Source organism: Aeromonas sp. MR16 (assembly GCF_022549315.1).
In the GTDB taxonomy this organism is placed as follows: Bacteria; Pseudomonadota; Gammaproteobacteria; order Enterobacterales; family Aeromonadaceae; genus Aeromonas; species Aeromonas aquatica.
Genome location: NZ_JAKZFK010000004.1, coordinates 152993 through 176783, shown reverse-complemented (window position 1 = coordinate 176783; position 23791 = coordinate 152993). Strand labels below are relative to the sequence as shown.

Below are 23791 nucleotides of genomic sequence, written 5' to 3'. Positions count from 1 at the left end.
AGCAAGTTGGGATGACGGTAGAAACGGTGAAAGCTGTGGGTGGTCTTGTGATACGCCCGCCTGGGCTGCACCAGCAGGCGGTGCTCGGCCAATATCTGAAACAGCCTGTCCCGCCCGACCTTGAGCCCGCCATCATCCTGACCCTGCAGCAGATAATGCAGCTTGCGGGTGCCGACCCGCGGTTGGCGCAGTCGAACCTGACGCACGAAGCGCACTACCTGCAGCCCCTGAGCATGGCGCAGGTCTGCAACCCGATTGCGCTTGTAGTAAGCCTGACGGCTTATTCCCAGAAACAGGCAAGCCCTGACGATGGTCAGCCTCTCGACTTGCCAGGACTTGCCGGGTCGCTTTTTTACGATGGAGACGCCGTAGTCGTTCTTCAGGACATCGACCACGGCCTCAAAGAACTGGGCCTTCTGGCTCATCAGCGCCAGCTGCTGCTCGAGTTCCTTGATTCGCTGTTCGGGCGTCTGGTTGTCGGGGTCAGGCATGGTGATGCTCCTGCCGACGCGCACAGAAGCCCCCTGGCTCCAATCTTGCCGACCATGTTTACGCAACCATACCAGAACGGTGGAGCGGCCCTGAATGCCATAACGGGCCTGAGCCTGTTTGTAGGTGAGCTCGCCTTTTTCAATCTGCTCGACCAGCGCCAGTTTAAAAGTCAGCGAGTAATCGCGCTGTGTCCGTTTCACACCTTGTCCCATCGGGTTCTCCATTTATTGGGGGGGAAAGGTGTAAACCATATTCAGGACGGGACATACCCATAAAAAAAGCCCGCAATATGCGGGCTTTTTTGTCTCTGCTTTATGCGCTCCATTACACGGTGCGAGGGCGCAGGTGGGCGTGCCAGCGGGTCTCCCACTTCTTGAACAGCCAGACGATGACGAAGGTCAGCAGCATGTAGAGCAGGCCAGCGGTCAGGAAAGCCTCGAACGGGCTGTAGTAGCGGGAGTTGATGATCCGCGCCGCGCCGGTCAGGTCGACGATGGTGATGATGCCGGCCACCGCCGAGCCCTGCAGCATGAAGATCACCTCGTTGCTGTAGGCGGGCAGCGCACGGCGGAACGAGTTCGGCAAAATGATGCGGGTGAGGGTCTGCCAGCGGGTCATGCCGAAGGCGTTGGCCGCCTCGATCTGCCCCTTGGGCATGTTCAGCACGGCGCCACGCACTATCTCGGCGGTGTAGGCACCGGTATTGAGGGTGAACGCCAGCAGGGCGCAGAACCAGGCCTGGGCGAACAGCTCCCAGGCGGCGCTGTTCTTGAGCCACTCCCACTGGGCGGCGCCGTAGTAGATGATGAACAGTTGTACCAAGAGCGGGGTGCCACGGAAGAAGTAGATATAGGCCCAGATCGGCCCCTTGATCAGCCAGTTGTGGCTATTGCGCAGTATCCCCATGGGCACCGCCAGCGCCAGGCCGAGCATGAGGGACGCCGCCACCAGCAGCACAGTGGTGTAGAGCCCCTCCCAGTAGGTGGGCCACTCTTTGAGAATGATTGAGAAATCCATGGCTTACCTCGTCTTGATCGCGTAGTGACGCTCGGCCCACTTGAGTGCCGAGGTGGAAACCGCGGTGAAGACCAGGAAGATCAGCGCCACCGCCATGTAGAAGGTGAAGGGCTGCTGGGTCGAGCCCGCCGCCAGGGACGCCTTGCGCACCATGTCATCGAGCCCGATGATGGAGACCAGCGCCGTGGTCTTGAGCAGCACCAGCCAGTTGTTGCCAAAGCCCGGCAGGGCGTGGCGCATCATCTGGGGGAACAGGATCCGCACAAACACCTGGGTGGCTCGCATGCCAAAGGCGCGGGCCGCCTCGAGCTCGCCCTTGTCCACCGCCAGGATGGCGCCGCGGAAGGTCTCGGTCATGTAGGCGCCGAAGATGAAGCCGATGGTGGCGACCCCGGCCGCGAAGGGGCTGATGTCGATGTAATCGGGCAGCAGGGAGACCCACTCCTGGTTCGGATTGCTCGCCAGCAGGTAGTTGTTGTAGCTCTCATTGACCCAGGTGCAGAGGTTGTTGATCAGCACCTGACCGCCGAAGAACAGCAGCATCATCAGCACCAGATCGGGGATGCCGCGAATGACTGTGGTGTAGCCGGTGGCGATGCCGCGCGCCCACTTGTAGGGCGAGAGCTTGGCCAGCGCACCCAGCATGCCGAGCAGCAAAGCCAGCAGCAGCGAGGCCAGCCCCACCTCCAGCGTGACCCAGGCGCCCTCCAGCAGGGAGTTTTCGTATCCTTTCAAATCAAACATAGGCAGCTCCATTGCAACAATTGACTGGGTTCGTCTCTCCAACACAAGAGGCCCCATATTCTTTCAAATCAACCACATGCAGCACCATTGCAATTAAGCAGGCCCGTCACTCCCAGCGGGAGGCAACGGGCCCTATGACGACTGACGGGGCTCAGGGGATCGCAGCGACTCGTCCTGAACGACCTTGATGCGCCGTAAACTTCTTGCTGTTATTCGCCGTAAACGTCGAAGTCGAAGTACTTGTCGTTGATTTCCTTGTACTTGCCGTTGGCGCGCAGGGCCAGGATGGCGGCGTTGAATTTCTCTTTCAGATCCTTGTCAGCCTTGCGTACCGCGATGCCGGCACCCTCGCCAAACCACTTGGGATCGGTCAGTTTCGGGCCGACGAATTCGAAGGCATCGCCCCCTTCTTTCTTCAGCAGACCATCGCTGATGGCGGCGGAGTCGGCCATCACATAGTCAACCCGGCCGGATTTCAGATCGAGATAGGCCTCGTCTGCGGTGCCGTAGCGCTTGATGGTGGCGTTGGGGAAGTTGTCGGTGATGTAGGTGTCCATGGAGGTGGCGCGCTGTACGGCGACCGTCTTGCCGTCCATGAAGGCCTTGTCGAGCTGCACTTCGGTGCCTTTCTTGGCGGCGAAGCGGGCCGGAATGTGCTGGTACTTCTGGGTGAAGTCCACCTTCTTCTTGCGCTCTTCGGTGATGTCCATGGTGGCAATGATGGCGTCATACTTGCGTGACAGCAGCGCCGGGATGATGCCGTCCCAATCTTGCTTGATCAGGGTACACTTCACCTTCATCTCTTCGCACAGGGCGTTGGCGATGTCGATGTCGAAGCCTTTCACCTCGCCACTTGGCTCGGTCCAGGAGAAGGGAGGATAGGCCCCTTCCACCCCGATCCGTACCTCTTTCCACTCCTTGGCCATCAGGCTGCCGGAACACAGGGCAGTCACCACGGCGGTCGCCAGCATCAGCTTGTTCATGTATCTCTCCTTGATAAACACGTCGATCGTTGAAAACGAAGATTGTTGAATAATGAAATCCCGCCCATCAATAGATGGAGGAGATGAATTGCTTGAATCGTTCCGACTTGGGATGGGCGAAGATCTCTTTGGGATTGCCCTCCTCCTCCACCTTGCCCTGATGCAGGAACATCACCTTGTTCGACACGTCGCGGGCAAACGACATCTCGTGAGTGACCACCAGCATGGTGCGCCCCTCTTCGGCCAGCTCGCGCATCAGGCCGAGCACCTCCCCCACCAGCTCGGGATCCAGCGCCGAGGTGGGTTCATCGAACAGCATCACCTCCGGCTCCACCGCCAGGGCGCGGGCGATGGCCGCACGTTGCTGCTGACCGCCGGAGAGGTGACCAGGGTAATAGTCGCGTCGCTCCCACAGGCCGACCCGGTTGAGCAGATGCTCCGCCTTGGCGATGGCCTCGGCACGGGGCACCTTCAGCACCTGGATAGGCACCTCGATGATGTTCTGCATGATGGTCATGTGCGACCAGAGATTGAAGCTTTGAAACACCATGGCCAACCGGCTGCGAATACGCTCTACCTGCCGCATGTCCTCCGGTTGCCGTTCACCGGCCCGGTTGGCTTTCATGCGGATCAGCTCGCCATGGAGTGATACTGTGCCGGAAGAGGGGGTTTCCAGCAGATTGATACAGCGCAGAAAGGTCGACTTCCCCGAGCCGGAGGAGCCGATCAGGGAGATCACATCCCCCTTGTGGGCCGTCATGTCGATGCCCTTGAGCACTTCGTGGGTGCCAAAATATTTGTGCAGTTCACGAACTTCCAGTGCGGCAACGTCGCTCATCCATTACAACCTTGTCTGTCCCTAGACGCCGCTACGGCGCGACTCCACCATCGTAAATTTAACAAAAAGTTAACCGATGGCAACCTTCAGCGAAAATATCATTCAGGTAGTTAAAAAACAATACAGAACCGAGGTATTTAGTGGTTTATCTGTATTTTTATTGGCCTTGACGGTATTTTTCAGCACTTTGTCTGCATAAAATCCGCTTTGCACCACCTCTGAGATACCGCCTTTTTATACCCGGAACGCACCAGTGGCAAGAAGATTCAGCCATTTCAGTCAGAAGCCGTTCAGAGTCACTTTATTCATCCCTGTTCCGTCGAACAAAACGCACTTTTTTCGAAATGGAATTGATTTCATTGGCGATGACGAGCCGAGGCCAGGGCACTTCGGGAAGGGGGATTCGCAATGAAAAGGTAACAATCCGATAAAAAAAGGGTCGAATGAAACATACAAACTCATGGATATATGACTCTTGGCCAATAAGTAGTGGTAATGTGTCGTTTTCCCAGTTTTGTGACCGAGGCCCCAATGTTGCTGAATGTGTTGCTGATCCTGCTGCCGCTGGTGATTGGCTATCTTGTCCCCCTCTCCTCCACCCGGCTCATCAAGCTGATCAATCAGTCTCTCGGCAAGATGGTCTACCTCATTTTGTTCCTGATGGGGCTGGGGCTGGCCTATGTGGAGAACCTCGGCAGCAATCTGGCGGTGATCTTCGAGGTGGCCGCCATCATGCTCGGCGCCATCACCCTCTGCAACCTGCTGGCACTCTGGTGGCTGGACAAGCGCAGCCCGCCGACCCACGAGGCCATCGATGTCAGGCAGCCGAACAAGCTGCACATGTTGTGGGAGTCCTTGCAGCTTTGCTTCGTGGTGCTGGCCGGGGTCGGACTGGGGCTGCTGGTCGATCTGCGCGCCCTGCCCATCGACAAGTTGAGTGAGTGGGCGCTGATGCTGCTGTTGCTGCTCATCGGTATCCAGATGCGCAACTCCGGCATGCGGCTGCGCCAGATCCTGCTCAACCCCTGGGGCATGAAAATCGCCCTCACCGTGATCCTGAGCAGCTGGCTCGGCAGCCTGCTGGCGGCCCAATGGCTGGGCATGCCCTGGAACCACGCCCTGGCGCTGGCCTCCAGCTTCGGCTGGTATTCCCTCTCCGGCATCCTGGTGGCGGACAAGCTGGGGCCCGTGCTCGGCTCTGCGGCCTTCATCAACGATCTGGGGCGCGAGCTTATCGCCATCATGATCATTCCGATGCTGATGCGTCGTCACCCCTCCGCCGCCATCGGCTACGGCGGCGCCACCGCGCTCGACTTCACCCTGCCGGTGATCCAGAAATCCGGCGGCATCCAGATGGTGCCGGTGGCCATCGTTTCGGGCTTCATTCTGAGCCTGCTCGGCCCCATCCTGATCCTGGGCTTCCTGGCCATCTAAGCACCCGCCACTCAAGCGAAGAAGCCCGACCTGGACGTCGGGCTTCTTCGTGCCGGGATGTCACCGTCTTTGCGCCACCGGACGATTCTCTGCCATTGCGAGCCTCAAACCCGCCACTGGCCGCTACTCATCACCCTCGCTATGGCGAGGGTATCGGGATCGACGAGCAGCAGATCCGCATCCTGGCCTACCCCGATCACCCCCTTGCCACTCAATCCCAGGGCCCGGGCTGGATTGGCCGTCACCACCGACAAGGCGGTCTCCAGCGCCACCCCCTTGGCGCAAGCCTGAACCAGCTCCTGCCACAGGCTCCCAATCTGACCGCAGCGCATCTCGATCAATCGCCCCTCGGCATCGAAGCGCGGCAAGCTGGCGTTGGCATCCGAGCTGAAGCTGATGCGATCGGCGGGCACCCCGGCGGCCAGCAGCTCCACCAACCCATCGGCGGCCAGCCGCTCGCCATCCTCCAGCAAGTCGGGGAAGCTCGAGGTGGTGAGATCGACCCAGCCCCCCGCCTTGCCCCAATGGATGGCCTCGGCAAACAGCCAGGGGTTGCGATTGCAGTGGGTCGGATAGAGCTGGCGCAGGGGGATATCGGTCTCATCCCGCAGGGCCCGCAGCGGTGCCAGCGCCCCACGGCCATCCCCCAGATGGAAGAAGCTGACCCCGCTCTTGCCCGCCAGCAGGCCCGCCACCCGCGCCTCGCTCACCAGCCGGGCCAGCTCGTGGTGAGTCGGCGCGCTGGATCTGTGGTCGCTGATGGCGACCTCCCCCACCCCCAAGACCTCGGGGATCAGCATGATGTCCGACTCCACCGAACCGGTGAGGGTCTTGACCGGCAGATGATAGGATCCGGTATACATGAAGGCGCTCACCCCGGCGGCGCGAAACTCCCGCACCTTGCCGAGCACCTGGGCCAACGTGCGGGTCAGGCTGTCGGTGCCGAGCGCCGCGACCAGGGTGGTGACCCCTGCCCTCAAGGCCTCCCCGGCGGCCAGTTCAGGGGTGCGAAAGGCAAAGCCGCCCTCTCCACCGCCGCCGGTGATGTGGGCGAGGGGATCCACCAGGCCGGGCACCAGGTAGCGGCCACGCCCATCCACCCGCGCCACTGGCCAGCCGTCGGGCACGGCCAGCCCCTTGCCTATCCATGCGATCCGGCCATCGGCCACCAGCAGATCCTGCTGCCCCAGGTGGGCTGGGCAGTAGAGTTCGGCACCCTCGATCAGGGTCAACATCATGGTTATTCCTCGCAATCCGGTTAATGGCGCCAAAGAGACGGATATCTCCCCATTAATCCACCATTGCCGCCTCAGTGAAAGCTTTTCCTCTGCGGCATGCGACCTCGTCCGCCATAGGCAAAGGCGGCCGGATCCGCTAGGCTCAGCAACAATTCTCCCTTGCTGGCCCACCGCGACGCTCATGAACTACCTGGCTCACCTGCATCTGGCCGCCCATACCCGAAGCTCCCTCACCGGCAACCTGCTGGGGGATTTCGTCAAGGGGCCGCTGCCGAGCGCCCTGGGCCCCACCTTCGACGAGGGGATCTGGCTGCACCGCAAGATAGACGCCTTCACCGACGCCCATCCCGAGCACAGGGCCGCCGTCGCACGATTCGAGCAACCCTGGCGCCGCTTTGGCGGCATCCTGGTGGACATGCTCTACGATCACTGGCTCAGCCTGCATTGGCAGCAGTTTCACCAAGAGGCCCTGCCCCACTTCCTGCACGAGAGCTATGGCCGCTTGCTGTCAGACGACACCTCCTTGCCGGAGGGCTTGCCCCCGCCCCTCAAGCGGATGGCGGAGCAGGACTGGATCGCCTCCTATCGCAGCCGGGAGGGGCTGACTCGGGCCCTCAACGGCATAGGCCATCGGCTGCGCCGCCCGCTGCCGCTGGGAGAGGCGCTCACGACTCTGGACGCGCCGGCATGGCAGGCCGGCGAACGGGGCTTCCTGCGTTTCTATCCCGAGCTGATGGCCTATAGCGAGCGGCAGCTGACCGAGCGACGCCGGCCGCCGGCCCCATAAAAAAACGCCCCGAGGGGCGTCTTGTCAGGATCGGGCCTGGCTTATTGAGCCTCACCCTTCTTCTTGCGAATGCTGAGCCCCAGCTCACGGCCGCGCAGGCGGGCGTAGTAGATGGTGCCGACGAAGGCGAGGGTAGTGAACACCAACTCCACCACCGCCAGCCACCGCTCCCCTTCATCCGTGGTGATCAGGGTCAGGGCGTGCAGGAAATAGGGCATCAGCACGAAGTTGCCCCAGGCGTGGGTGTAGGGGTTGCCCTGCACTATGCCCTTGAGGGGGAACAGCAGCGGCACCGTCCAGATCACCGGCAGCAACCAGGGGTTGAGATCCGGGTGGGGCGAGAGCCACAGATGCCAGAGGATAACCCAGGCCAGCAGGCCGAAGAAGCCGACCAGGGTCAGCAGACGGGCGAAGCGGGTGCTCACTTGAGGATCTCCAGCACCAGCTCGGGCGGACGGCCGAGCCGGGCCTGGCCATTCTTGATGACGATGGGGCGCTCGATGAGCTTGGGGTGTTGGTGCATGGCACTAATGAGGGCATCGCCGCTCTGCGAACCGAGCCCCAGCTCCTTGTAGAGATCTTCCTTGGTGCGCATCAGCTGGCGGGGGTCGCTAAAGCCGAGCTGGCTCAGCAGGGTACGGATCTGCGCCTCGCTCGGCGCCTGTTCCAGATAGAGCACCACCTCGGGGGCGATCCCCTGCTGCTCCAGCAGGGCCAGGGTCTCACGGCTCTTGGAACAACGCGGATTGTGGTAAATTTGGGTCTCGCTCATGGTAACTCCCTGATTGATCGCAAGATGGGGCAAGAAATGGCGCTATTGTAGGGGAAACCGATGCGCAGGGTAAGCAGGAGGGGAATGGAAATGAAACGAATTTGTTGGCTGATTGTGGCCAGCCTGCTGGGGGCCTGCACCCCGGCCCCCAGCTTCACCGATGGGGCGGGCAAACAGATTGGCCTGGAGCAGCTCGGTGGCAAGCCGCTGCTGGTCAACTACTTCGCGCCCTGGTGCGCCCCCTGCCTGCGGGAGATGCCGCTGCTGGCGGCCCTGCACCGGGAAGGCCAGATCGGGGTGCTCGCCATCAGCTTCGATCCCGCCTCCCCGGCCGACTTGAAGGTGCTGGCACGGCAGTATCATATCGCCGTGCCGCTGATGATCCCCGATGATGAGGCCAACCTCCCCTTCCCCAGGCCGACGGTGCTGCCCACCAGCTATCTGCTCGATAGGGAGGGCAAGTTGCAGGAGACCCTGGTGGGAGAGCTCGATGAGCAGAAGATCGCCGCCCTCAAGGCCCGACTGGCGGCGCAACCCTAGCGCAAGCTGCTATCCAGGCATGATTTAACGCCATCTAACCCTGTATAAAACATCAAAACCAGCATATAAATCCACCATAACAAGACGGGGTGCCTCTCGGCACCCCGTCTCATACCCACGCGGGTTGGCGGATCAGCCCTTCAGGCTGTCCAGATCCTTCTTCGCACGCTCCAGCTGGGTGATGCGCGCCTCGATGCGGGCCAGGGTCAGCTTGTCGCTGGTGGTGCCCCGCGCGACGATCAGCTCGTCGATGGCCGCCTGGTAGTCCCCGCGCAGGGAGAGGGTCTCCGCCCGCGCCATGTGCAGCTCCGTCATCCGGCCGGCCTTGCGATAGGCATCGGACAGCAGGCTCCAGGCCAGGCTGTTCTCTTCATGCTCGCGGGCATAAGGGTCCAGGATGGCGATGGACTTCTTGTAGTTACCCCCCTCCAGATAGGCGTTGCCGAGGTTGACCACCACCACCTCGTTGTCCGGCATGCGGGTGCGGAATCGCTCCAGCCGGGCGATGGCCTGGGCACTGCGCCCCTTGGCGAGATCGATGTCGGTCAGGCCATCCAGCACGAACAGATCTTCGGGATGACGGGTCGCCAGCTGCTGCATCAGGGTGTCGGCCTCGTCGGTGCGTTTGAGCTGAAGCAGCACCAGTGCCTTGCCGTAGAGGGCGGCGTCTTTGAGGGGATAGTCCCCCTTCTGCAAGCGGCTGTCGAAGTAGGTGAGCAGCGCCTGCGGGTTCTCGGTGCCGTAGCGCACCTGGATACGCACCTTGGCCAGCCAGAAGTCGAGGCTGGGGGGTAACGTCCGCTGGCCATAGCTGCCGGCGCGGGCGCGGGCCTCGCTGATCCGGGTCTCCGGCAGGGGGTGGGTGAGCAGCATTTCCGGCGGCTTGCTGGCGTAACGGTACTCGGCCGCCAGTTTCTGGAAAAAGTTGGCCATGCCCATGGGATCGAAACCGGCGTCATACAGGGTCTTCATGCCGATCCGGTCCGCTTCGTATTCATTGTCGCGGGTGTAGTTGATGGCCGACTGCATCGACAGGCCGAGCGTCGCCTGCAGGGCGGCGATACCGGCGGTGGGGTTGATCACCGCCAGCGCGATGGAGCCCACCAGACCCGCCAGGGTCATGGCCGAGCTGCTGGCCTGCGCCTCCATGTAACGGGCGATGTGGCGCTGGGTCACGTGGGTGATTTCGTGAGCCAGTACCGAGGCCAGCTCGCTCTCGCTGTCGGCGTAGAGAAACAGGCCTGTGTGCACCTTGACTCGCCCGCCGAGGAAGGCGGCCGCGTTGATGCTGGGATCGTTGATGAGGAAGAAGGTAAAGGGGAAACGCACCCCGTCGGCGTTGGTGAGCAGTCGCTGACCCAGATCGTCGATGTACTCGTTCAATACGGGATCGTCGATGATGGGCAGACCGGCCCGCGCAAACCGCATGAAGGCATTGCCATAGCGCACCTCCTGCTCGATGGGCAGGGCCGCGACGCCGGCGGTGCCGATGTCGGGCAGCTGATTACTCGCCTGGGCATGAAAAGTGGCGCCCATCATGGAAACCAGCAGCGGAAGTGATGCCATCAAGGGGGAAAAACGTGCCACGTTATCTCTATCTCCATCAGAAAAGGCTTCGGCAGAATACCCTTGCCCATCAAGGCTCACAAGCGTTGTTTCACGGTGCCATCACGGCCATAATGACGACCACCCACGCGATGGAACCCTCCTCCCTCTATGGAACAGCAATGGGAACGGCTCGACCTGACCCCCTGGCGTTGTCCCGAGCCCCTGATCCGGCTCAAACTCTGGCTACGCGGCGCCCAAGCTGGTCAATCCCTGCTCATTTTACTGGGGGATGCCGGCTCCAGACAGGACATTCCGGCCTGGCTGCGCCGTCAGGGTCATCAGGTGTCGCTGCAGCAGGAGTCCGATAGCCGTCTCGTCTTGCGGCTCGTCGTCGGGGCCGGGCCGTCACCGTGACGCCAATGCCAGCGATCTCCCTTTGCAGTCCGTCGTCGGGGCCTTGTCATTACGATGGACATGACCCCAGTAATCTAAGGAAGCCTCGATGTTAGAAGTATTGAAGCGCTGGTATCAGACCCGTTTTTCCGATCCGGACGCCGTCACCCTGTTCCTGCTGCTGGTATTTTGCTTCGCCGTGCTCTGGCTGTTCGGCGATCTGCTGGCGCCGCTCTTGGTCGCACTGGTGATGGCCTATCTGCTGGAGTGGCCGGTCAGCCGGCTGCAACGGGCCGGGCTCTCTCGCGCCCTGGCGACCAGCCTGATATTGCTGCTGTTCATCGCGCTCACCACCATGGCATTCCTGGGGCTGATCCCGACCCTGGTGAATCAGGGCATCAACCTGGCCAAGGAGGCGCCCTCCATGCTCAACCATGCCCAGGATTACGTGCGCACCCTGCCGGAGAAGTACCCCGAGATCATCGACGTCAGCCTGGTCGAGACCATCATAGACAACATACGCCAGCGCATCCTGGCCGGGGGTGAGCAGTTGGTGAGCGCTTCCCTGAGCTCGCTTATCAACGTGGTCGCCATCCTCATCTACGTCATCCTGGTGCCGCTGATGGTGTTCTTCATGCTCAAGGACAAGACAGTGCTGATGGGAGGCCTGCGCCGCTTCCTGCCGCGCAACCGCACCCTGGTCAACCGGGTCTGGGTGGAGATGAACGACCAGATCATCAACTACATCCGTGGCAAGGTGATCGAAATCCTGATCGTCGGGGTGGCGACCTATGTGCCCTTCGCGCTGATGGGGCTGCGCTACTCGGTGCTGCTGGCGGTGGCGGTCGGTTTCTCGGTGCTGGTGCCCTATATCGGCTTCGTCGCCATCAGCGTGCCCGTCGCCATGGTCGCCCTGTTCCAGTGGGGGCTGACCCCCGACTTTGCCTGGTTGATGGTGGCCTATCTGATCATTCAGGCGCTGGACGGCAACCTGCTGGTGCCCGTGCTGTTCTCGGAGGCGGTCAACCTGCACCCGGTCGCCATCATCATCGCCGTGCTGGTGTTTGGCGGTCTCTGGGGGTTCTGGGGCGTCTTCTTCGCCATCCCCCTGGCGACCCTGGTCAAGGCGGTGCTCAATGCCTGGCCCAAGCGGGATGAACAACCCCGTCCCACGGCCTGATATTGAGATAAGCGGGATCATCAACCCCGCTCGATGACCTGATACGAAAGAGAGACGCCAGCCTCTCTTTTTTTGTCTGCGTGGCCAGACGGCGACGACAAAGAGATCCACTTAGCACCCACCCTGACGCATCGGGAGAATAGGGTGACCGAAATGTTTCTATCGACTTGAATTTAAAATAAAAACAGGCTTCACTGACAGCATCGTCAGCACTACCCTGTGCCCCCAGCCGTGGCCCCGACTAAAAGGATGTTTCCATGCCCCCTCTCCGTGCCCTGCGCCATGCGCCTCTCGGCTGCCTGTTGACCCTGCTGCTCGCACCCGCCGTCCGGGCCGAGATCGATCTCGGCTCCCTCGACATCTTCGTGCAGGACAGTCCCACCAGCCCGGTCCCCAAGGGCCTGGTGCTGGGCGCCGCCGTCATCGGCGGGGATGCACGCTATCAGGGCCAGGACAACACCGCCCTGGCCGTACCCGGCGCCATCTACTTCGGCGATCAGTTCATGTTCCTCGGGGACAGGGCCCGCTACTACTTCCACAAGGACGACAACTTTGCCGCTTACGGCTATGGCCGGCTGCGCTTCGGCAACCTGGATCCCGACGATGCCCCCGAGCTCGCGGGGATGGAAGAGCGCGAGTGGGAGCTGGAAGGGGGCGTAGGCGCCAGCCTGATCACCCCCTACGCCCTGCTCAGCACCCGCCTCAGCACGGACGTGACAGGGACCAGCAACGGCCAGGAGCTGCTGCTGTGGGCCGACTTCCCCATCATTCGCGACAAGCTGCTCATCATGCCCGGCATGGGAGTGATGATCCGCAGCGACAAGATGGCGAACTACTACTTCGGCGGTGTCTCCGGCAGCGAGGCCATGGCCCAGCGCCCCGAGTGGGACACCGGCACTACCCTCTCCCCCATGGTCGCCCTCATCACCAGCTACCGCTTCAGCCCCCACTGGATCGGCATGTTTGCCGCCAACTACGAGCTGTATGACAACGACATCGCCAACAGCCCCATCGTCCAGCACGATGGCGAGCTCTACGCCGGCTTCGGGATCGGTTATATCTGGTAACCGGAGCGCCCGGTAGCAAGAAAACGCCAACAGCAAGAAGGGAGCCCGAGGCTCCCTTCTTTTTCATCGATTGACGGCGAGCACTATAGTCCGGCCAAAAACTCGGCCAGCACCTGGTTGACGAACGCCGGGTTCTCCAGAGTCGAGATATGGCCCGCAGCCGGGATCTCCTTGAAGGGACAAGCCAGCGTCTCGGCCATCAGATAACCCTCCAGCACCGGGCGCGCCTTGTCCTCGCAGCCGGTCATCACCAGGCTCGGTACCGTGATCTCCTCGAGCCACTCCATTCTGTCGTCCCGGGTCACGAAGCTGCGCCCCACCGCCACCAGGCTCGCCACCTTGTCCGCTGGCCAGCTGGCAAGCCGAGCCTTGAAGCCAGCCATCAGCGCCGCATCCGGTTGATGGGCAAAGAACAGCGGCGCCACCTGCTCCACGATGGGCTCGGGGATGCTGCCAAGTTGCTCGATGGCGCCGAGCATGGCGAGATAGCGCTCGCAGGGGATCTGGGGCTCCCAACCGACGAAGCTGTCCATCAGCACCAGTCCCTTGAGGCGAGCAGGAGCGGCTCTTGCCAACTCGACACCCCACATGCCGCCGATGGAGAGGCCCACCAGCACGAAGTCGTCGACGCCGAGGGCATCGAGCAGGGCGAGATGATCCCGGGCCAGGGTTCCCAGGGTGCAGGGGCCTGCGGGCAAGACATCGGAATCACCGTGGCCCCACAGCTCGGGCACGATGCAGCGATATTGCCCCTCGAGCGCGGCAACCTGCGGCGCCCACATGGCGCTGTCCCACAGATAGCTGTGGCCAAACAGCAGGACCGGGCCCTGACCCTCGTCCAGGTAGGCCAGTTGACGACCCGCTATCTCCATCACTTTTTTCATGTTTGCTCCTGTTGCCGCAAAGGGGGCGGCAGTGTAGCACGTCCCTATTGGCAGTGGCGCCTCCCTGGTGCAAGCTGGATCAGACTCAAACAGGAGAAGAGCATGCCGAAGGAAAAGAGCAAGAAACGCCCGCGCCTGGACAAAAAAACCTATGAACACCACCTCGCTCAGCTGCAAGAGGAGCTGGTCAAGCTGCAGGAGTGGGTCAAGCAGGAGGGACTGAAAGTGGTGGTGTTGTTCGAGGGGCGCGATGCCGCCGGCAAGGGCGGCGTCATCAAAACCATCACCGAGCCCCTTAACCCCCGGGTCTGCCGGGTCACCGCCCTGCCCGCCCCTTCTGACAGGGAGCGTACCCAGTGGTACTTCCAGCGCTATGCCGCCCACCTGCCCTCGGCGGGTGAGATGGTGCTGTTCGATCGCTCCTGGTACAACCGGGCCGGGGTAGAGCGGGTGATGGGCTTTTGCACCGATGCCGAATACCGCGAGTTTCTGCGTGCCTGCCCCGAGTTCGAGCGGATGCTGACTCGCTCCGGCATCACCCTCATCAAGTACTGGTTCTCGGTGTCGGACGAGGAGCAGGAGAAACGCTTCAAGGAGCGCATCAACACTCCCATCAAGCGCTGGAAGTTCAGCCCCATGGACTTGCAGTCCCGCTCTCGCTGGGTGGAGTACTCCCGCGCCAAGGATGACATGTTCACCTACACGGATACCGAGGACTGCCCCTGGTTCGTGGTCGATGCCGACGACAAGCGCCGCGCCCGCCTCAACTGCATCGCCCACCTGCTCGGCAAGGTGCCCTACGAGGCGATCCATTACGAACCCATCAAGCTGCCCCCCATCAAGACCGAAGGTTATGAGCGCCCCCCACTGACCAGCCAGACCTTCGTACCCGACATCACGGCCGCGCTGGAGGCCTGAGCATAAGCTCGGGTGCTATGCCTGCCGGACAGATCCCAAACGGCAGGCAATAAAAAGCCGGTCTGACGACCGGCAAAAAGGCATTGAATACAAGGAAAACCTGAACGCTCTCAGGCGCGGATATATTTGGCCGTGCGCGGGAAGGCTTGCTCCTTGGCATCGAACAGGTAGCAGGCCTCGGCCGGAATGCCGACGCTGTACTGCTCGCCGGTGACCACATCGATATCGGAATGGGCCTTGACGGTGAAGTCGTGACCATTCACATCCATGTAGACGAAGGACTCGGCCCCCAGATGCTCGGCCACCTGCACTATGCCGGTCACCTTGCTATGGGCATGGGGGTGATCCAGAGTCACCAGATGCTCGGGGCGCACCCCCAGCTCGACCTTGTCACCGACCGCGCCGCTGCGGGCATCGATCCGGGCACGCACGGTGTCACCTGAGGTCAGCCGAACCACACACTCCTGCTCGCCTATCTCCTGCAGCTCGCCCGCCAGGAAGTTCATCTTGGGAGAGCCGATGAAGCCCGCCACGAACTTGTTGTCCGGGTTGTGGTAGAGATCGAGTGGCGTACCGAACTGCTCCAGGTTGGTCTCGGCCTCGCCCTTGAGCGGGCTCAGCACCACGATGCGGTTGGCCAGGGTCATGGCCTCCACCTGATCGTGGGTCACGTAGATGATGGTGGAGTTGAGCTCCTTGTGCAGCTTGGCGATCTCGATGCGCATCTTGACCCGCAGCGCGGCATCCAGGTTCGACAAGGGTTCGTCGAACAGGAACACCTGCGGCTGCTGCACGATGGAGCGACCTATGGCCACCCGCTGGCGCTGGCCACCGGAGAGCGCCTTGGGCTTTCTGTCCAGCAGCGGCTCCAGCCCCAGGATCTCGGCGGCGCGCATCACCCGCTTGTGGATGTTCTCCTTGTCCATCTTCTTGAGCTTGAGGCCGAAGGCCATGTTCTCGTAGATGTTCATGTGCGGGTAGAGGGCGTAGGACTGGAACACCATGCCCACGTTGCGCTCCACCGGTGGCACGTCGTTCATGTAGCGGCCGCCGATGGTCAGCTCACCGCTGGTGATGTCCTCCAGGCCCGCGATCATCCGCAGCAGGGTGGACTTGCCACAACCGGACGGGCCGACGAAGACGATGAACTCCCCTTCCTTGATGGCCAGGTTGATGTTGCGCAGCGTGTCCTTGTGGACCGCCGGATCGTAGTTCTTGCGAACGTTGTTGAGTACTACTTCAGCCATGACGAGCTCCGCTCTTGAATCTTTGCAAATCGTGATGGAGGGGGGAGCGCACTCCCCCGGCCACAAACCTTAACCTTTGACGCCACCGGCGGTGAGACCGCCCACCAGCCAGCGCTGAGCCAGCAGGAACACCACTGTGATGGGCAGACCCGACAGCACGGCGGCGGCCGCGAAGTCACCCCACAGATAGTTCTGCGGATAGAGGTATTGCTGGGCACCGACCGCCAGGGTCAGGTTGTTCACATCCTGCAGCAGGATGGAGGCCACGGGCACCTCGGTGATGGTGCCGATGAAGGCCAGAATGAATACCACCGCCAGGATGGGCACCGACAGGGGCAACAGGATCAGGCGGAAAGCCTGCCACGGGGTGGCGCCGTCGATGGCCGCCGCCTCCTCCAGGGAGGAGTCGATGGTCTCGAAGTAGCCCTTGATGGTCCAGACGTGCAGCGCTATGCCGCCCATATAGGCCAGGATCAGGCCGCCGTGGGTGTTCAGACCCAGCCAGGGGATGTAGTCGCCGATCTTGTTGAACAGCGCATAGATGGCCACCAGCGCCAGCACCGCCGGGAACATCTGGAAGATCAGCATCCCCTGCAGGATGGTCTGCTTGCCACGGAACCGCAGGCGGGCAAACGCATAGGCACAGGTGGTCGACAGCGCCACTATCATCACGGCGGTGATGCCCGCGATCTTGATGGAGTTCCACAGCCAGGTCAGCACCGGGAAGGGTGGCGGCGTGATGCTGCCATCGGCGTTGGTGATGGACATGCCCAGCGCCAGCTTCCAGTGATCCAGGGTCGGATCGGAGGGGATGATCTCCCCCACCGAGAAGTTGCCGTTACGAAACGAGATGGCGATGACCATGATCACCGGGAAGATGATCAGTGCGAGGAAGCCCCACATGACCAGGTGGGTTGCCCACACCCGGTATTTGACTGACTTGGGTTGTACGATTGCCATTGAGAAGCCTCCTTACTGTTGCTTGTCGGCTTTGGACAATTTCAGGTTGAGCAGTGCGAGCGCGCCGACGATCAGGAAGATGGCGGTGGCGATGGCACTGGCCAGACCGTAGTCCTGACCACCCGAGCCCTGGAACGCGATCCGGTAGGTATAGTTCACCAGCAGATCCGTGGTCCCGGCCGGGGTACTGGCCCCTATGATGTCCGGTGCCCCGTTGGTCAACAACTGGATGAGTACGAAGTTGTTGAAGTTGAACGCAAAGGATGCGATCAGCAGCGGCGTGAGCGGCTTCATCAACAGCGGTACCGTGATCTTGAAGAAGTTCTGTACCGGACCCGCACCGTCCATGGCCGACGCCTCGTAGAGGTCCTCCGGGATCGCCTTGAGCAGCCCCATGCAGAGGATCATCATGTAGGGGTAGCCGAGCCAGGTGTTGACGATGAGGATCATCACCTTGGCCAGGAAGGGGGTGGTGTACCAGTCCGGCTTGATGCCGAACGCCGCTTCCAGGAACAGGTTGATCTCACCGAAGTTCTGGTTGAACAAGCCCTTGAACACCAGGATGGAGATAAACGCTGGTATGGCATAGGGCAGGATCAGCATGACCCGGTAGAAACCGCGCCCCCTGACCTGATCCCACTGCACCAGACAGGCCATCACGGTGCCGATGGCCAGGGTGAAGAACACCGAGCAGGCGGAGAAGATCACGGTCCAGACGAAGATCTGCATGAAGGGACCCTGGATACCCGGGTCTGTCATGATGCGGACGAAGTTCTTCCAGCCCACGCTCACCACGAAACCGGGGGCCATGCCCTTGCCGACGAACTCGCCATTGGCATCGATGTACTGGTAAAAGCCGGTGTCACCGTTGGGCAGCATCAGCTCGCCGCTCTGGTTGTCGCGCAGCAGGTTGCTGTCCTTGATCACCACGCCGGACGGCAGCACGGCGCCATCCGCCAGCTGGGTGTAGAGAGGTTTTTGCGCCGCAAACTTGCGCAGGCTGCTCATGGTCAGGTGGATGTTGCCTTCCGGCAGCACCAGATCCAGCGCAGTGAGATGAGTGCGATGATCGACGATGGCGCGAATGGGGGCCGCCTGGCCGATGGATGCCCCGTTCAGGGGTTGCAACTGGACAACCTGCGCCTCGTCACGGACCTTGCCCTCACGGACGGCCAGGGCATGCGCCTTGTTGTTCAGCAGACTAAGGGGCTGGCTGATGAAGGACTGGTCATCCTGTTGCAGCAACAGCTGGAACTGATTGTTCTCGCCGCCAAGCAGGGTGAAATCGAATTCACCGCCCGCCACCTTGTAGATCTTTTTAAGATGGAATTCCCGCGCCTGCTCGAGGGAGAGCAGGTTGGCACCCGAGTAGTTGGTGAAGGCGATGCCGATCGTGTAGGCAAGAGGGAAGATGATGAACACCACCATGCCAGCCACACCGGGGAAAATATAGCGGTGGGCATAGGTCTTCTTGTTCATGAAGACATACAGACCGACGGAGACCACCACCAGATCGAGCAGGGCGAACACCCACTCACCGCTGGCATACATCATCACGGCAGCATAGCCGTTGAGAATGGCGACCAGGGCAGCGAGGGTCCACTTAAGCCAGGTGTGCTTATCCTTCGGACCGGCATAGGATTCGATAGAAGGTACTACTTCCATGCCAATTAACCTTTATTACGCCAAGAGAGATTGGAGAGAGTGGGAGGCCCGAAGGCCTCCCTGGTGCATGCTTACTGAACGATACGCTTGGCAGCGGTATCCAGGGCTTCGTCAACGCTCTGACGGCCGGAGGTGACGTTCTTGAGGGCTGTTTCGAAGGAGGACCAGAAACGGCTCATCTCAGGCACGGACGGCATCGGCTCGCCATTCTGGGCGTTCTGCATGGTGGCCTTGATGTTGGCGTCGGATTCCAGGGTCTTCTGGAAGGATTTCAACGCCACGGCGCCCAGCGGTTTGTCGGCATTCACCGGCGCCAGGCCAGCATCGGTCAGCAGGTAGTTCTCGAGGAACTCGACAGCCAGATCCTTGTTCGGGCTGGCGGCGTTGATGGTCGCGCCCAGCACGCCAACGAAGGCCTTGGCCGGCTTGCCATTCAGGGTCGGCAGCGGCGCTACACCGTACTTGATGCCGCTCTTGTCCAGGTTGCTCCAGGCCCAGGGGCCGTTGATCATCATGGCCACTTCGCCCTTGTTGAACTTGGCATCCATGACACCGTAGTCGATGCCCTTCTCCAGGTGACCGGACTTGATCATCTCGGAGATGTAGCCGACGCCGGCCTTGGCACCTGCGTTGTTCACGCCGGTGTCTTTCACGTCATAACCGGTAGCGGTCTTCTTGAAGGCATAACCGCCGTTGGCGGCCACCAGCGGGTAGCTGAAGTAAGGGGTGTCATAGGCCCACATGATGGCGCGCTTGCCATTTTTCTTCAGATCTTCGTCGATCTTGGCGATCTCTTCGAAGGTCTTCGGCGGGTTCGGCAACAGATCCTTGTTGTAAATCAGGCTCACGGCTTCCACCGCAACCGGGTAACCGTAGGTCTTGCCATCGACGGTCATGGCATCCCAGGCGAACTGCTCAAACTTGGCCTTGGTGGCGGCGTTCGGAGCGACCGGCACCAGCAGACCGGCCTTGACCCACTCACCGTAACGGTCGTGAGCCCAGAGGAAGATGTCCGGACCATTGCCGGTAGCGGCGGCTTGCTGGAATTTCACTTCAACCTGATCCGGGTGAGCGACGGTCACCTTGATGCCGGTCTCGGCTTCAAATTTCTTGCCTACTTCGGCCAGGCCGTTGTAGCCCTTGTCACCGTTGATCCAGATGGTCAGCTGACCTTCGTCAATGGCGGCGGTGGCTGAACAAGCCACACCCAGGGTAGCCAGACCGATCAGGGATGACAGCAATTTCTTTTTCATGAGCCTTTCCTTGTATGAGTTCCGCGCTGTAAGAGCATTGTGTGCGAGATGAATATTATCCCAAGCCGCCAATGCCTCACATGACATGCCTCGCATTTTTGAAATGCAATTACGTATTTTCTTCCAGAAAGTTCTGAAAACATTTTCTTATTTCAGCGACTTATCGGGGTTTATCGCCATATTTTTGTCTGCACACAGAAAAATAATTACCGAATAGAAATAAAATTACACCAATGAAAGGGCTTTCACCCCATTGAAAACCCTTTCACACCCATTATTTTGTTTAATGTGTTAACAAAGTACCGAGTCAATTTCGACGTGCGCCAACCCCTTAAATAAAAAGACACCGGAGCGAGCCCCGGTGTCTTTTTGCTAAAAGTGATGACTGGATCACATTATGACTGGCGCAGCAGCTGATCCTTGAGGTTCGGCGGCACGCCCCTGATGGTCAGGGTATCGGTCTGCGGGTCATAAAATACACGGCTGTTCAATAACTTCTGCTCGAAGCTCAGGGTCAGGCCACCGCCGGAGCCGACGAACTTGGTCAGGCCACGCAGGGTGGATCTGTCCGCCGGGAAGCGGTCCTCGAGCTCGTACTCCTGGCCGATGAAGCTGTAGAAATCGAGGTCGCCCTCCCCCGGCAATTCTGCCGACAGCTCCTTGATTTCAATTTCCTCGCCGGCACTGGCCTGCTCGGTACAATATTTGAAGACCTGTTTCTTGTAGTCATTGCGTTCGGCGGGCTCGAGCTGACGGCTGTCGCAATAATCGTCCACCGCCTGCAGCAGCCCCTTATTCTGCACCTTGGCATCCATGCCCTCGCGAGCACCCAGCAAGTCCATGAAGAAATCCCCCAGCTTGCGGCCGACTCGCCCCTTGCTGAAGGTGATATAACGGCGTGAATCCGGCTGGGTTTTCCATTCGGTCAGGTCGATGCGTGCCACCAGATTGAGTTTGCCGATATCCAGATACTGGATATGACGCAATTCCAGCGCCTCGCTGACGGTGACACTCTCCTTGCCTTCCAGCAGGGCGAGCATCAGATAATCCACGCCGACATAGTTGTATTTGGCGAATAGCAGCACACCCTGCTCATCCAGGGCGTGATCCACCAGATTTTTCACCAGCAACTGGGTCATGGCCACCGAGAAGGGAACGAAGTCGGTCTGTTCGCCAAGCAGTTGCTCGAGGGCGATGCGAAAGGCCGGGGAAGGCTGCTTCGGAGCCTCCTCGCCGTCGGTGAGCTCGGCGACGGCCGCCTCGGGGTCAGCAAAGAAACCAAACCCCTTGCCGCCCTTGCCGTTATAGATGCGATGCAGCTCCGCCATCAACCCTTGTACCGCCTCGTCTGCGGGCAGAGTCTGGCTACGAGTGTCGGCGTGGGGTTGACCATCGTGGCCAGGCCGCAGGGAGTGAAGAATGATCTTGTCGATATCGAGACTCATGTCACAAAGCCATAGTGTTAGCCGAAAGGGTGAAGTATTATAAGGCGCTTTGAACCGAGATGAACCCAAGATTATGCCCATCGTATCAAAGTACAATAACGAGCAGTTTGACGCCCTGATGAACGATCTGATCACCGCCCTTGAGAAACACAAGGCGCCGGTGGATCTCAGCCTGATGGTGCTTGGCAATCTGACCACCAATATCATCAACGGTATGGCCCCGGCCCAGCGTCAGGCGATCACCGAGAAGTACATCCAGGCGCTCACCGCCTCGGTGGATCATCGCCACGATGCTCACTGAGTTTCTTCGTATTCTTTGATGTTTTTCAAGCAGATGGATCACTATGGTCGAAACCGGCAACCCCTATCGTGATAATGTTTCTCGCCTGATCACCTGGGGGCATTGGTTCTCCTTCTTCAACATCATTCTGGCCATGCTGATCGCGACCCGCTATCTGGGTTCCATCAGCTGGCCATCGACCACGCTCGGCATTACCTATCTCATCATCAGCTGGATAGGCCATTTCTCGTTCCTGAGCTTCGTCACCTACCTGCTGACCGTCTTCCCCCTGAGCTTCGTGCTGCCAAGGGAAAGGTCACTGCGCTTCATCTCGGCCATCATCGCCACCCTGGCCCAGGTGCTGCTGCTCATCGACACCCAGGTCTTCCAGCTGTTCAAGTTCCACTTGAATGGTCAGGTGTGGCAACTGCTGCTGGATCAGGCCCAGACCGAAGAGGGCTCGATCTGGAGCATCATCTTCGTGGCAGTGCCGACCATCTTCCTGCTGCAGTTGCTGCTGTCGGCCTATGTGTGGCGCAAGATCAACAAACGCAAACGGCGCCAGTACGGCAACCAGGTCGGGCTGGCCCTGCTGGTCTGCTTCATGCTGACCCATCTGGTCAACAGCTGGGCCGATGCAACCCTGTATCAGCCCATCACCATGCAGCGCGCCAACTTCCCGCTCTCCTACCCCATGACCGCCAGGAGCTTCCTGGCCAAGCATGGCTGGCTGGATCTGGAGCAGTATGAGAAGCGGGCCGAGGATCAGGGCAGCGCCGAGAACCGGTTGATCTATCCGCTACGCCCGCTGAACGTGAGCGCGCCCGCTGAACACAAGAACCTGCTGGTGGTGGTGGTCGACTCCCTGCGGGCCGACATGCTCAACAACATCAACATGCCCAATCTGCAGCGTTACGCGGATCAGCACCTTAATTTCCAGAACCACATGAGTGGCGGCAATGACGATGTGATGGGGATGTTCAGCCTCTTCTACGGGCTGCCAGGCCACTATTACGGCGACATCCGCACCGACAAGCGCCCGCCGGTGCTGTTCGACGAGATGCTGCGCCAGGACTACCAGTTCGGCCTGTTCGGGGCGCTGGAAGACGCCCAGCAATATCAGCAGAGCCTGCTCGCCGGCCTGCGCAAGCAGGTGTTCGTCTCCGAGCAGACAGATGACACCCGTCTCATCGGTGACTGGCAGCAGTGGCTCGCCAAACGTTCGGCGGACAGACCCTGGTTCTCCCTGGTCTACCTGTCCAGCCCGGGGGATTATCAGGTGCCTGCCGATGTGAAAGGCCCCTTCCAGCCGGAACTGACCCGCTTCAACCCGGCCACCGCCTATAAGCCAGAGAACCTGCAGAAGCTGGAGAATCGCTACAAGAACACGGTGTTCTACACCGATCAGCTGCTGGAACAGATGCTGACCCGGTTGCAGCAACAGGGATTGAGCGAACAGACCATCGTCGTCATCACCTCCAATCACGGCCAGGAGTTCAATGAGACTCAGAGCAACAGCTGGGGCTATGGCAGCAACTACTCCCCCTATCAGGTGCAGGTGCCGCTGGTGCTCGCCTGGCCCGGTGCCGAGAACAAGCCGCAGCCGCAGGCCAGCAGCCACCTGGATCTGGTGCCAACCCTGATGAAGGGCATGCTGGGGGTACGCAATCCGGTGCGCGACTACAGCATTGGTCGCAGCCTGTTTGACGACAGCCCCCGTGGCTGGTTGCTGGCGGGGGATCAGAACGATTTCGCCATCTATCAGGGCAACACCATCACCCACTTCAACAAGCAGGGTGACTTCGAGCTGCTGGATCGCAACACCTATCGCCCCATCAAGCACGGCACCCCGGACATGGGCGCCATGATCCAGGTGATGAACGAGCTCAACCGCTTCTATCGCGCCCCATAACGGGCTTGACCCCGTCCCTTAAAGCCCGCCGCCTTGGCGGGCTTTTTATTGCCTAAAGACTCGCTTAGGGACTGAAAAGGCCCCCTGTCATCGTCTCCATGTTGCCCTGTTTTATCCCCCATATCCGCAAACGTATCCCTTCCACTAATGATGTATAAGTCAAAAAAGTCAGTCTGATCAAGATCATAAAAACA

Annotated in this window: 23 protein-coding genes and 1 pseudogene; 9 read left to right on the top strand and 15 right to left on the bottom strand. The window is 60.5% G+C overall.

Annotation, left to right across the window (positions count from 1 at the left end; genetic code table 11):
• The 5 genes and pseudogenes from MM194_RS05750 to MM194_RS05730 all read right to left on the bottom strand — a co-directional run.
• Nucleotides 1–704 (bottom strand): annotated as a pseudogene (locus MM194_RS05750) (IS3 family transposase); the annotation flags it as partial.
• A gap of 112 nt (nucleotides 705–816) precedes the next feature.
• A complete protein-coding gene (locus tag MM194_RS05745) occupies nucleotides 817–1509 on the bottom strand; it encodes an ABC transporter permease (RefSeq protein WP_241342994.1) in 693 nt (230 codons plus the stop codon).
• A gap of 3 nt (nucleotides 1510–1512) precedes the next feature.
• The gene (locus MM194_RS05740; protein WP_241342993.1) at nucleotides 1513–2253 is read right to left on the bottom strand and encodes an ABC transporter permease; all 741 of its coding nucleotides are present in this window, start codon (nucleotides 2251–2253) and stop codon (nucleotides 1513–1515) included.
• Nucleotides 2254–2462: 209 nt separating this feature from the next.
• On the bottom strand, nucleotides 2463–3236 hold the full coding sequence (locus MM194_RS05735; protein WP_033131935.1) for an ABC transporter substrate-binding protein: 774 nt from the start codon (nucleotides 3234–3236) through the stop codon (nucleotides 2463–2465).
• Between the two features lie 67 nt (nucleotides 3237–3303).
• The gene (locus MM194_RS05730; RefSeq protein ID WP_033131934.1) at nucleotides 3304–4074 is read right to left on the bottom strand and encodes an ABC transporter ATP-binding protein; all 771 of its coding nucleotides are present in this window, start codon (nucleotides 4072–4074) and stop codon (nucleotides 3304–3306) included.
• Between the two features lie 531 nt (nucleotides 4075–4605).
• Here MM194_RS05730 and MM194_RS05725 point away from each other — a divergent pair.
• Nucleotides 4606–5508 carry a lysine exporter LysO family protein gene (locus tag MM194_RS05725; RefSeq protein WP_241342992.1) on the top strand — a complete coding sequence of 301 codons (903 nt, stop codon included), beginning with the start codon at nucleotides 4606–4608 and terminating at the stop codon, nucleotides 5506–5508.
• A gap of 104 nt (nucleotides 5509–5612) precedes the next feature.
• On the opposite strand, the gene iadA is transcribed toward MM194_RS05725, so the two are convergent.
• On the bottom strand, nucleotides 5613–6743 hold the full coding sequence (iadA, locus tag MM194_RS05720) for a beta-aspartyl-peptidase (protein ID WP_241343000.1): 1131 nt from the start codon (nucleotides 6741–6743) through the stop codon (nucleotides 5613–5615).
• 184 nt (nucleotides 6744–6927) lie between these two features.
• On the opposite strand from iadA, the gene MM194_RS05715 reads away from it, so the two are divergent.
• On the top strand, nucleotides 6928–7533 hold the full coding sequence (locus MM194_RS05715; RefSeq protein WP_033131932.1) for an ACP phosphodiesterase: 606 nt from the start codon (nucleotides 6928–6930) through the stop codon (nucleotides 7531–7533).
• A gap of 41 nt (nucleotides 7534–7574) precedes the next feature.
• On the opposite strand, the gene MM194_RS05710 is transcribed toward MM194_RS05715, so the two are convergent.
• Both MM194_RS05710 and arsC read right to left on the bottom strand, forming a co-directional pair.
• Nucleotides 7575–7958: a DUF2069 domain-containing protein gene (locus tag MM194_RS05710; RefSeq protein WP_033131931.1), complete on the bottom strand. Its 384-nt coding sequence runs from the start codon at nucleotides 7956–7958 to the stop codon at nucleotides 7575–7577.
• Complete coding sequence (gene arsC / locus MM194_RS05705; RefSeq protein WP_033131930.1) at nucleotides 7955–8305, bottom strand: arsenate reductase (glutaredoxin); 351 nt, start codon at nucleotides 8303–8305, stop codon at nucleotides 7955–7957. Before arsC ends, MM194_RS05710 begins: the two co-directional genes overlap by 4 nt.
• Nucleotides 8306–8365: 60 nt before the next feature.
• Here arsC and MM194_RS05700 point away from each other — a divergent pair, with 60 nt between their 5' ends.
• Nucleotides 8366–8845: a TlpA disulfide reductase family protein gene (locus tag MM194_RS05700; protein WP_241342991.1), complete on the top strand. Its 480-nt coding sequence runs from the start codon at nucleotides 8366–8368 to the stop codon at nucleotides 8843–8845.
• 132 nt (nucleotides 8846–8977) lie between these two features.
• On the opposite strand, the gene MM194_RS05695 is transcribed toward MM194_RS05700, so the two are convergent.
• Complete coding sequence (locus MM194_RS05695; RefSeq protein ID WP_347006496.1) at nucleotides 8978–10432, bottom strand: M48 family metalloprotease; 1455 nt, start codon at nucleotides 10430–10432, stop codon at nucleotides 8978–8980.
• Nucleotides 10433–10561: 129 nt separating this feature from the next.
• On the opposite strand from MM194_RS05695, the gene MM194_RS05690 reads away from it, so the two are divergent.
• The 3 genes from MM194_RS05690 to MM194_RS05680 all read left to right on the top strand — a co-directional run bounded on the left by MM194_RS05690 (nucleotide 10562) and on the right by MM194_RS05680 (nucleotide 13033).
• Nucleotides 10562–10807: a sulfurtransferase TusA family protein gene (locus MM194_RS05690; protein ID WP_033131927.1), complete on the top strand. Its 246-nt coding sequence runs from the start codon at nucleotides 10562–10564 to the stop codon at nucleotides 10805–10807.
• Between the two features lie 88 nt (nucleotides 10808–10895).
• Nucleotides 10896–11966, top strand: a complete 1071-nt coding sequence (locus tag MM194_RS05685; protein ID WP_033131926.1) for an AI-2E family transporter — start codon at nucleotides 10896–10898, stop codon at nucleotides 11964–11966.
• A gap of 257 nt (nucleotides 11967–12223) precedes the next feature.
• Entirely contained in the window at nucleotides 12224–13033 is an 810-nt protein-coding gene (locus tag MM194_RS05680) for a MipA/OmpV family protein (protein WP_033131925.1), read from the top strand.
• An 83-nt stretch (nucleotides 13034–13116) separates the two neighbouring features.
• On the opposite strand, the gene MM194_RS05675 is transcribed toward MM194_RS05680, so the two are convergent.
• Nucleotides 13117–13917 carry an alpha/beta fold hydrolase gene (locus MM194_RS05675; RefSeq protein WP_033131924.1) on the bottom strand — a complete coding sequence of 267 codons (801 nt, stop codon included), beginning with the start codon at nucleotides 13915–13917 and terminating at the stop codon, nucleotides 13117–13119.
• Nucleotides 13918–14019: 102 nt separating this feature from the next.
• On the opposite strand from MM194_RS05675, the gene ppk2 reads away from it, so the two are divergent.
• Nucleotides 14020–14835: a polyphosphate kinase 2 gene (gene ppk2, locus MM194_RS05670; RefSeq protein ID WP_241342990.1), complete on the top strand. Its 816-nt coding sequence runs from the start codon at nucleotides 14020–14022 to the stop codon at nucleotides 14833–14835.
• 110 nt (nucleotides 14836–14945) lie between these two features.
• On the opposite strand, the gene ugpC is transcribed toward ppk2, so the two are convergent.
• The 5 genes from ugpC to yejK all read right to left on the bottom strand — a co-directional run bounded on the left by ugpC (nucleotide 14946) and on the right by yejK (nucleotide 21405).
• On the bottom strand, nucleotides 14946–16082 hold the full coding sequence (gene ugpC / locus MM194_RS05665) for a sn-glycerol-3-phosphate ABC transporter ATP-binding protein UgpC (RefSeq protein WP_033131922.1): 1137 nt from the start codon (nucleotides 16080–16082) through the stop codon (nucleotides 14946–14948).
• A 69-nt stretch (nucleotides 16083–16151) separates the two neighbouring features.
• Nucleotides 16152–17042 (bottom strand): maltose ABC transporter permease MalG, encoded by an 891-nt coding sequence (malG, locus tag MM194_RS05660; protein ID WP_033131921.1) that lies wholly within the window; start codon nucleotides 17040–17042, stop codon nucleotides 16152–16154.
• A 12-nt stretch (nucleotides 17043–17054) separates the two neighbouring features.
• Entirely contained in the window at nucleotides 17055–18707 is a 1653-nt protein-coding gene (malF, locus tag MM194_RS05655; RefSeq protein ID WP_033131920.1) for a maltose ABC transporter permease MalF, read from the bottom strand.
• Between the two features lie 71 nt (nucleotides 18708–18778).
• Complete coding sequence (gene malE / locus MM194_RS05650; RefSeq protein ID WP_033131919.1) at nucleotides 18779–19960, bottom strand: maltose/maltodextrin ABC transporter substrate-binding protein MalE; 1182 nt, start codon at nucleotides 19958–19960, stop codon at nucleotides 18779–18781.
• A gap of 395 nt (nucleotides 19961–20355) precedes the next feature.
• Entirely contained in the window at nucleotides 20356–21405 is a 1050-nt protein-coding gene (gene yejK, locus MM194_RS05645) for a nucleoid-associated protein YejK (protein ID WP_033131918.1), read from the bottom strand.
• 73 nt (nucleotides 21406–21478) lie between these two features.
• Here yejK and MM194_RS05640 point away from each other — a divergent pair, with 73 nt between their 5' ends.
• Complete coding sequence (locus MM194_RS05640; protein WP_011705556.1) at nucleotides 21479–21706, top strand: DUF1414 domain-containing protein; 228 nt, start codon at nucleotides 21479–21481, stop codon at nucleotides 21704–21706.
• A 43-nt stretch (nucleotides 21707–21749) separates the two neighbouring features.
• Nucleotides 21750–23597 (top strand): DUF3413 domain-containing protein, encoded by a 1848-nt coding sequence (locus MM194_RS05635; RefSeq protein WP_241342989.1) that lies wholly within the window; start codon nucleotides 21750–21752, stop codon nucleotides 23595–23597.
• Nucleotides 23598–23791: the final 194 nt, after the last annotated feature.

Bases quoted from the DNA above. Each gene is read 5' to 3' on its own strand.
- MM194_RS05745 (WP_241342994.1), bottom strand. From the start codon at position 1,509: ATGGATTTCTCAATCATTCTCAAAGAGTGGCCCACCTACTGGGAGGGG.
- MM194_RS05740 (WP_241342993.1), bottom strand. From the start codon at position 2,253: ATGTTTGATTTGAAAGGATACGAAAACTCCCTGCTGGAGGGCGCCTGG.
- MM194_RS05735 (WP_033131935.1), bottom strand. From the start codon at position 3,236: ATGAACAAGCTGATGCTGGCGACCGCCGTGGTGACTGCCCTGTGTTCC.
- MM194_RS05730 (WP_033131934.1), bottom strand. From the start codon at position 4,074: ATGAGCGACGTTGCCGCACTGGAAGTTCGTGAACTGCACAAATATTTT.
- MM194_RS05725 (WP_241342992.1), top strand. From the start codon at position 4,606: ATGTTGCTGAATGTGTTGCTGATCCTGCTGCCGCTGGTGATTGGCTAT.
- iadA (WP_241343000.1), bottom strand. From the start codon at position 6,743: ATGTTGACCCTGATCGAGGGTGCCGAACTCTACTGCCCAGCCCACCTG.
- MM194_RS05715 (WP_033131932.1), top strand. From the start codon at position 6,928: ATGAACTACCTGGCTCACCTGCATCTGGCCGCCCATACCCGAAGCTCC.
- arsC (WP_033131930.1), bottom strand. From the start codon at position 8,305: ATGAGCGAGACCCAAATTTACCACAATCCGCGTTGTTCCAAGAGCCGT.
- MM194_RS05700 (WP_241342991.1), top strand. From the start codon at position 8,366: ATGCGCAGGGTAAGCAGGAGGGGAATGGAAATGAAACGAATTTGTTGG.
- MM194_RS05690 (WP_033131927.1), top strand. From the start codon at position 10,562: ATGGAACAGCAATGGGAACGGCTCGACCTGACCCCCTGGCGTTGTCCC.
- MM194_RS05685 (WP_033131926.1), top strand. From the start codon at position 10,896: ATGTTAGAAGTATTGAAGCGCTGGTATCAGACCCGTTTTTCCGATCCG.
- MM194_RS05680 (WP_033131925.1), top strand. From the start codon at position 12,224: ATGCCCCCTCTCCGTGCCCTGCGCCATGCGCCTCTCGGCTGCCTGTTG.
- MM194_RS05675 (WP_033131924.1), bottom strand. From the start codon at position 13,917: ATGAAAAAAGTGATGGAGATAGCGGGTCGTCAACTGGCCTACCTGGAC.
- ppk2 (WP_241342990.1), top strand. From the start codon at position 14,020: ATGCCGAAGGAAAAGAGCAAGAAACGCCCGCGCCTGGACAAAAAAACC.
- ugpC (WP_033131922.1), bottom strand. From the start codon at position 16,082: ATGGCTGAAGTAGTACTCAACAACGTTCGCAAGAACTACGATCCGGCG.
- malG (WP_033131921.1), bottom strand. From the start codon at position 17,042: ATGGCAATCGTACAACCCAAGTCAGTCAAATACCGGGTGTGGGCAACC.
- malF (WP_033131920.1), bottom strand. From the start codon at position 18,707: ATGGAAGTAGTACCTTCTATCGAATCCTATGCCGGTCCGAAGGATAAG.
- malE (WP_033131919.1), bottom strand. From the start codon at position 19,960: ATGAAAAAGAAATTGCTGTCATCCCTGATCGGTCTGGCTACCCTGGGT.
- yejK (WP_033131918.1), bottom strand. From the start codon at position 21,405: ATGAGTCTCGATATCGACAAGATCATTCTTCACTCCCTGCGGCCTGGC.
- MM194_RS05640 (WP_011705556.1), top strand. From the start codon at position 21,479: ATGCCCATCGTATCAAAGTACAATAACGAGCAGTTTGACGCCCTGATG.
- MM194_RS05635 (WP_241342989.1), top strand. From the start codon at position 21,750: ATGGTCGAAACCGGCAACCCCTATCGTGATAATGTTTCTCGCCTGATC.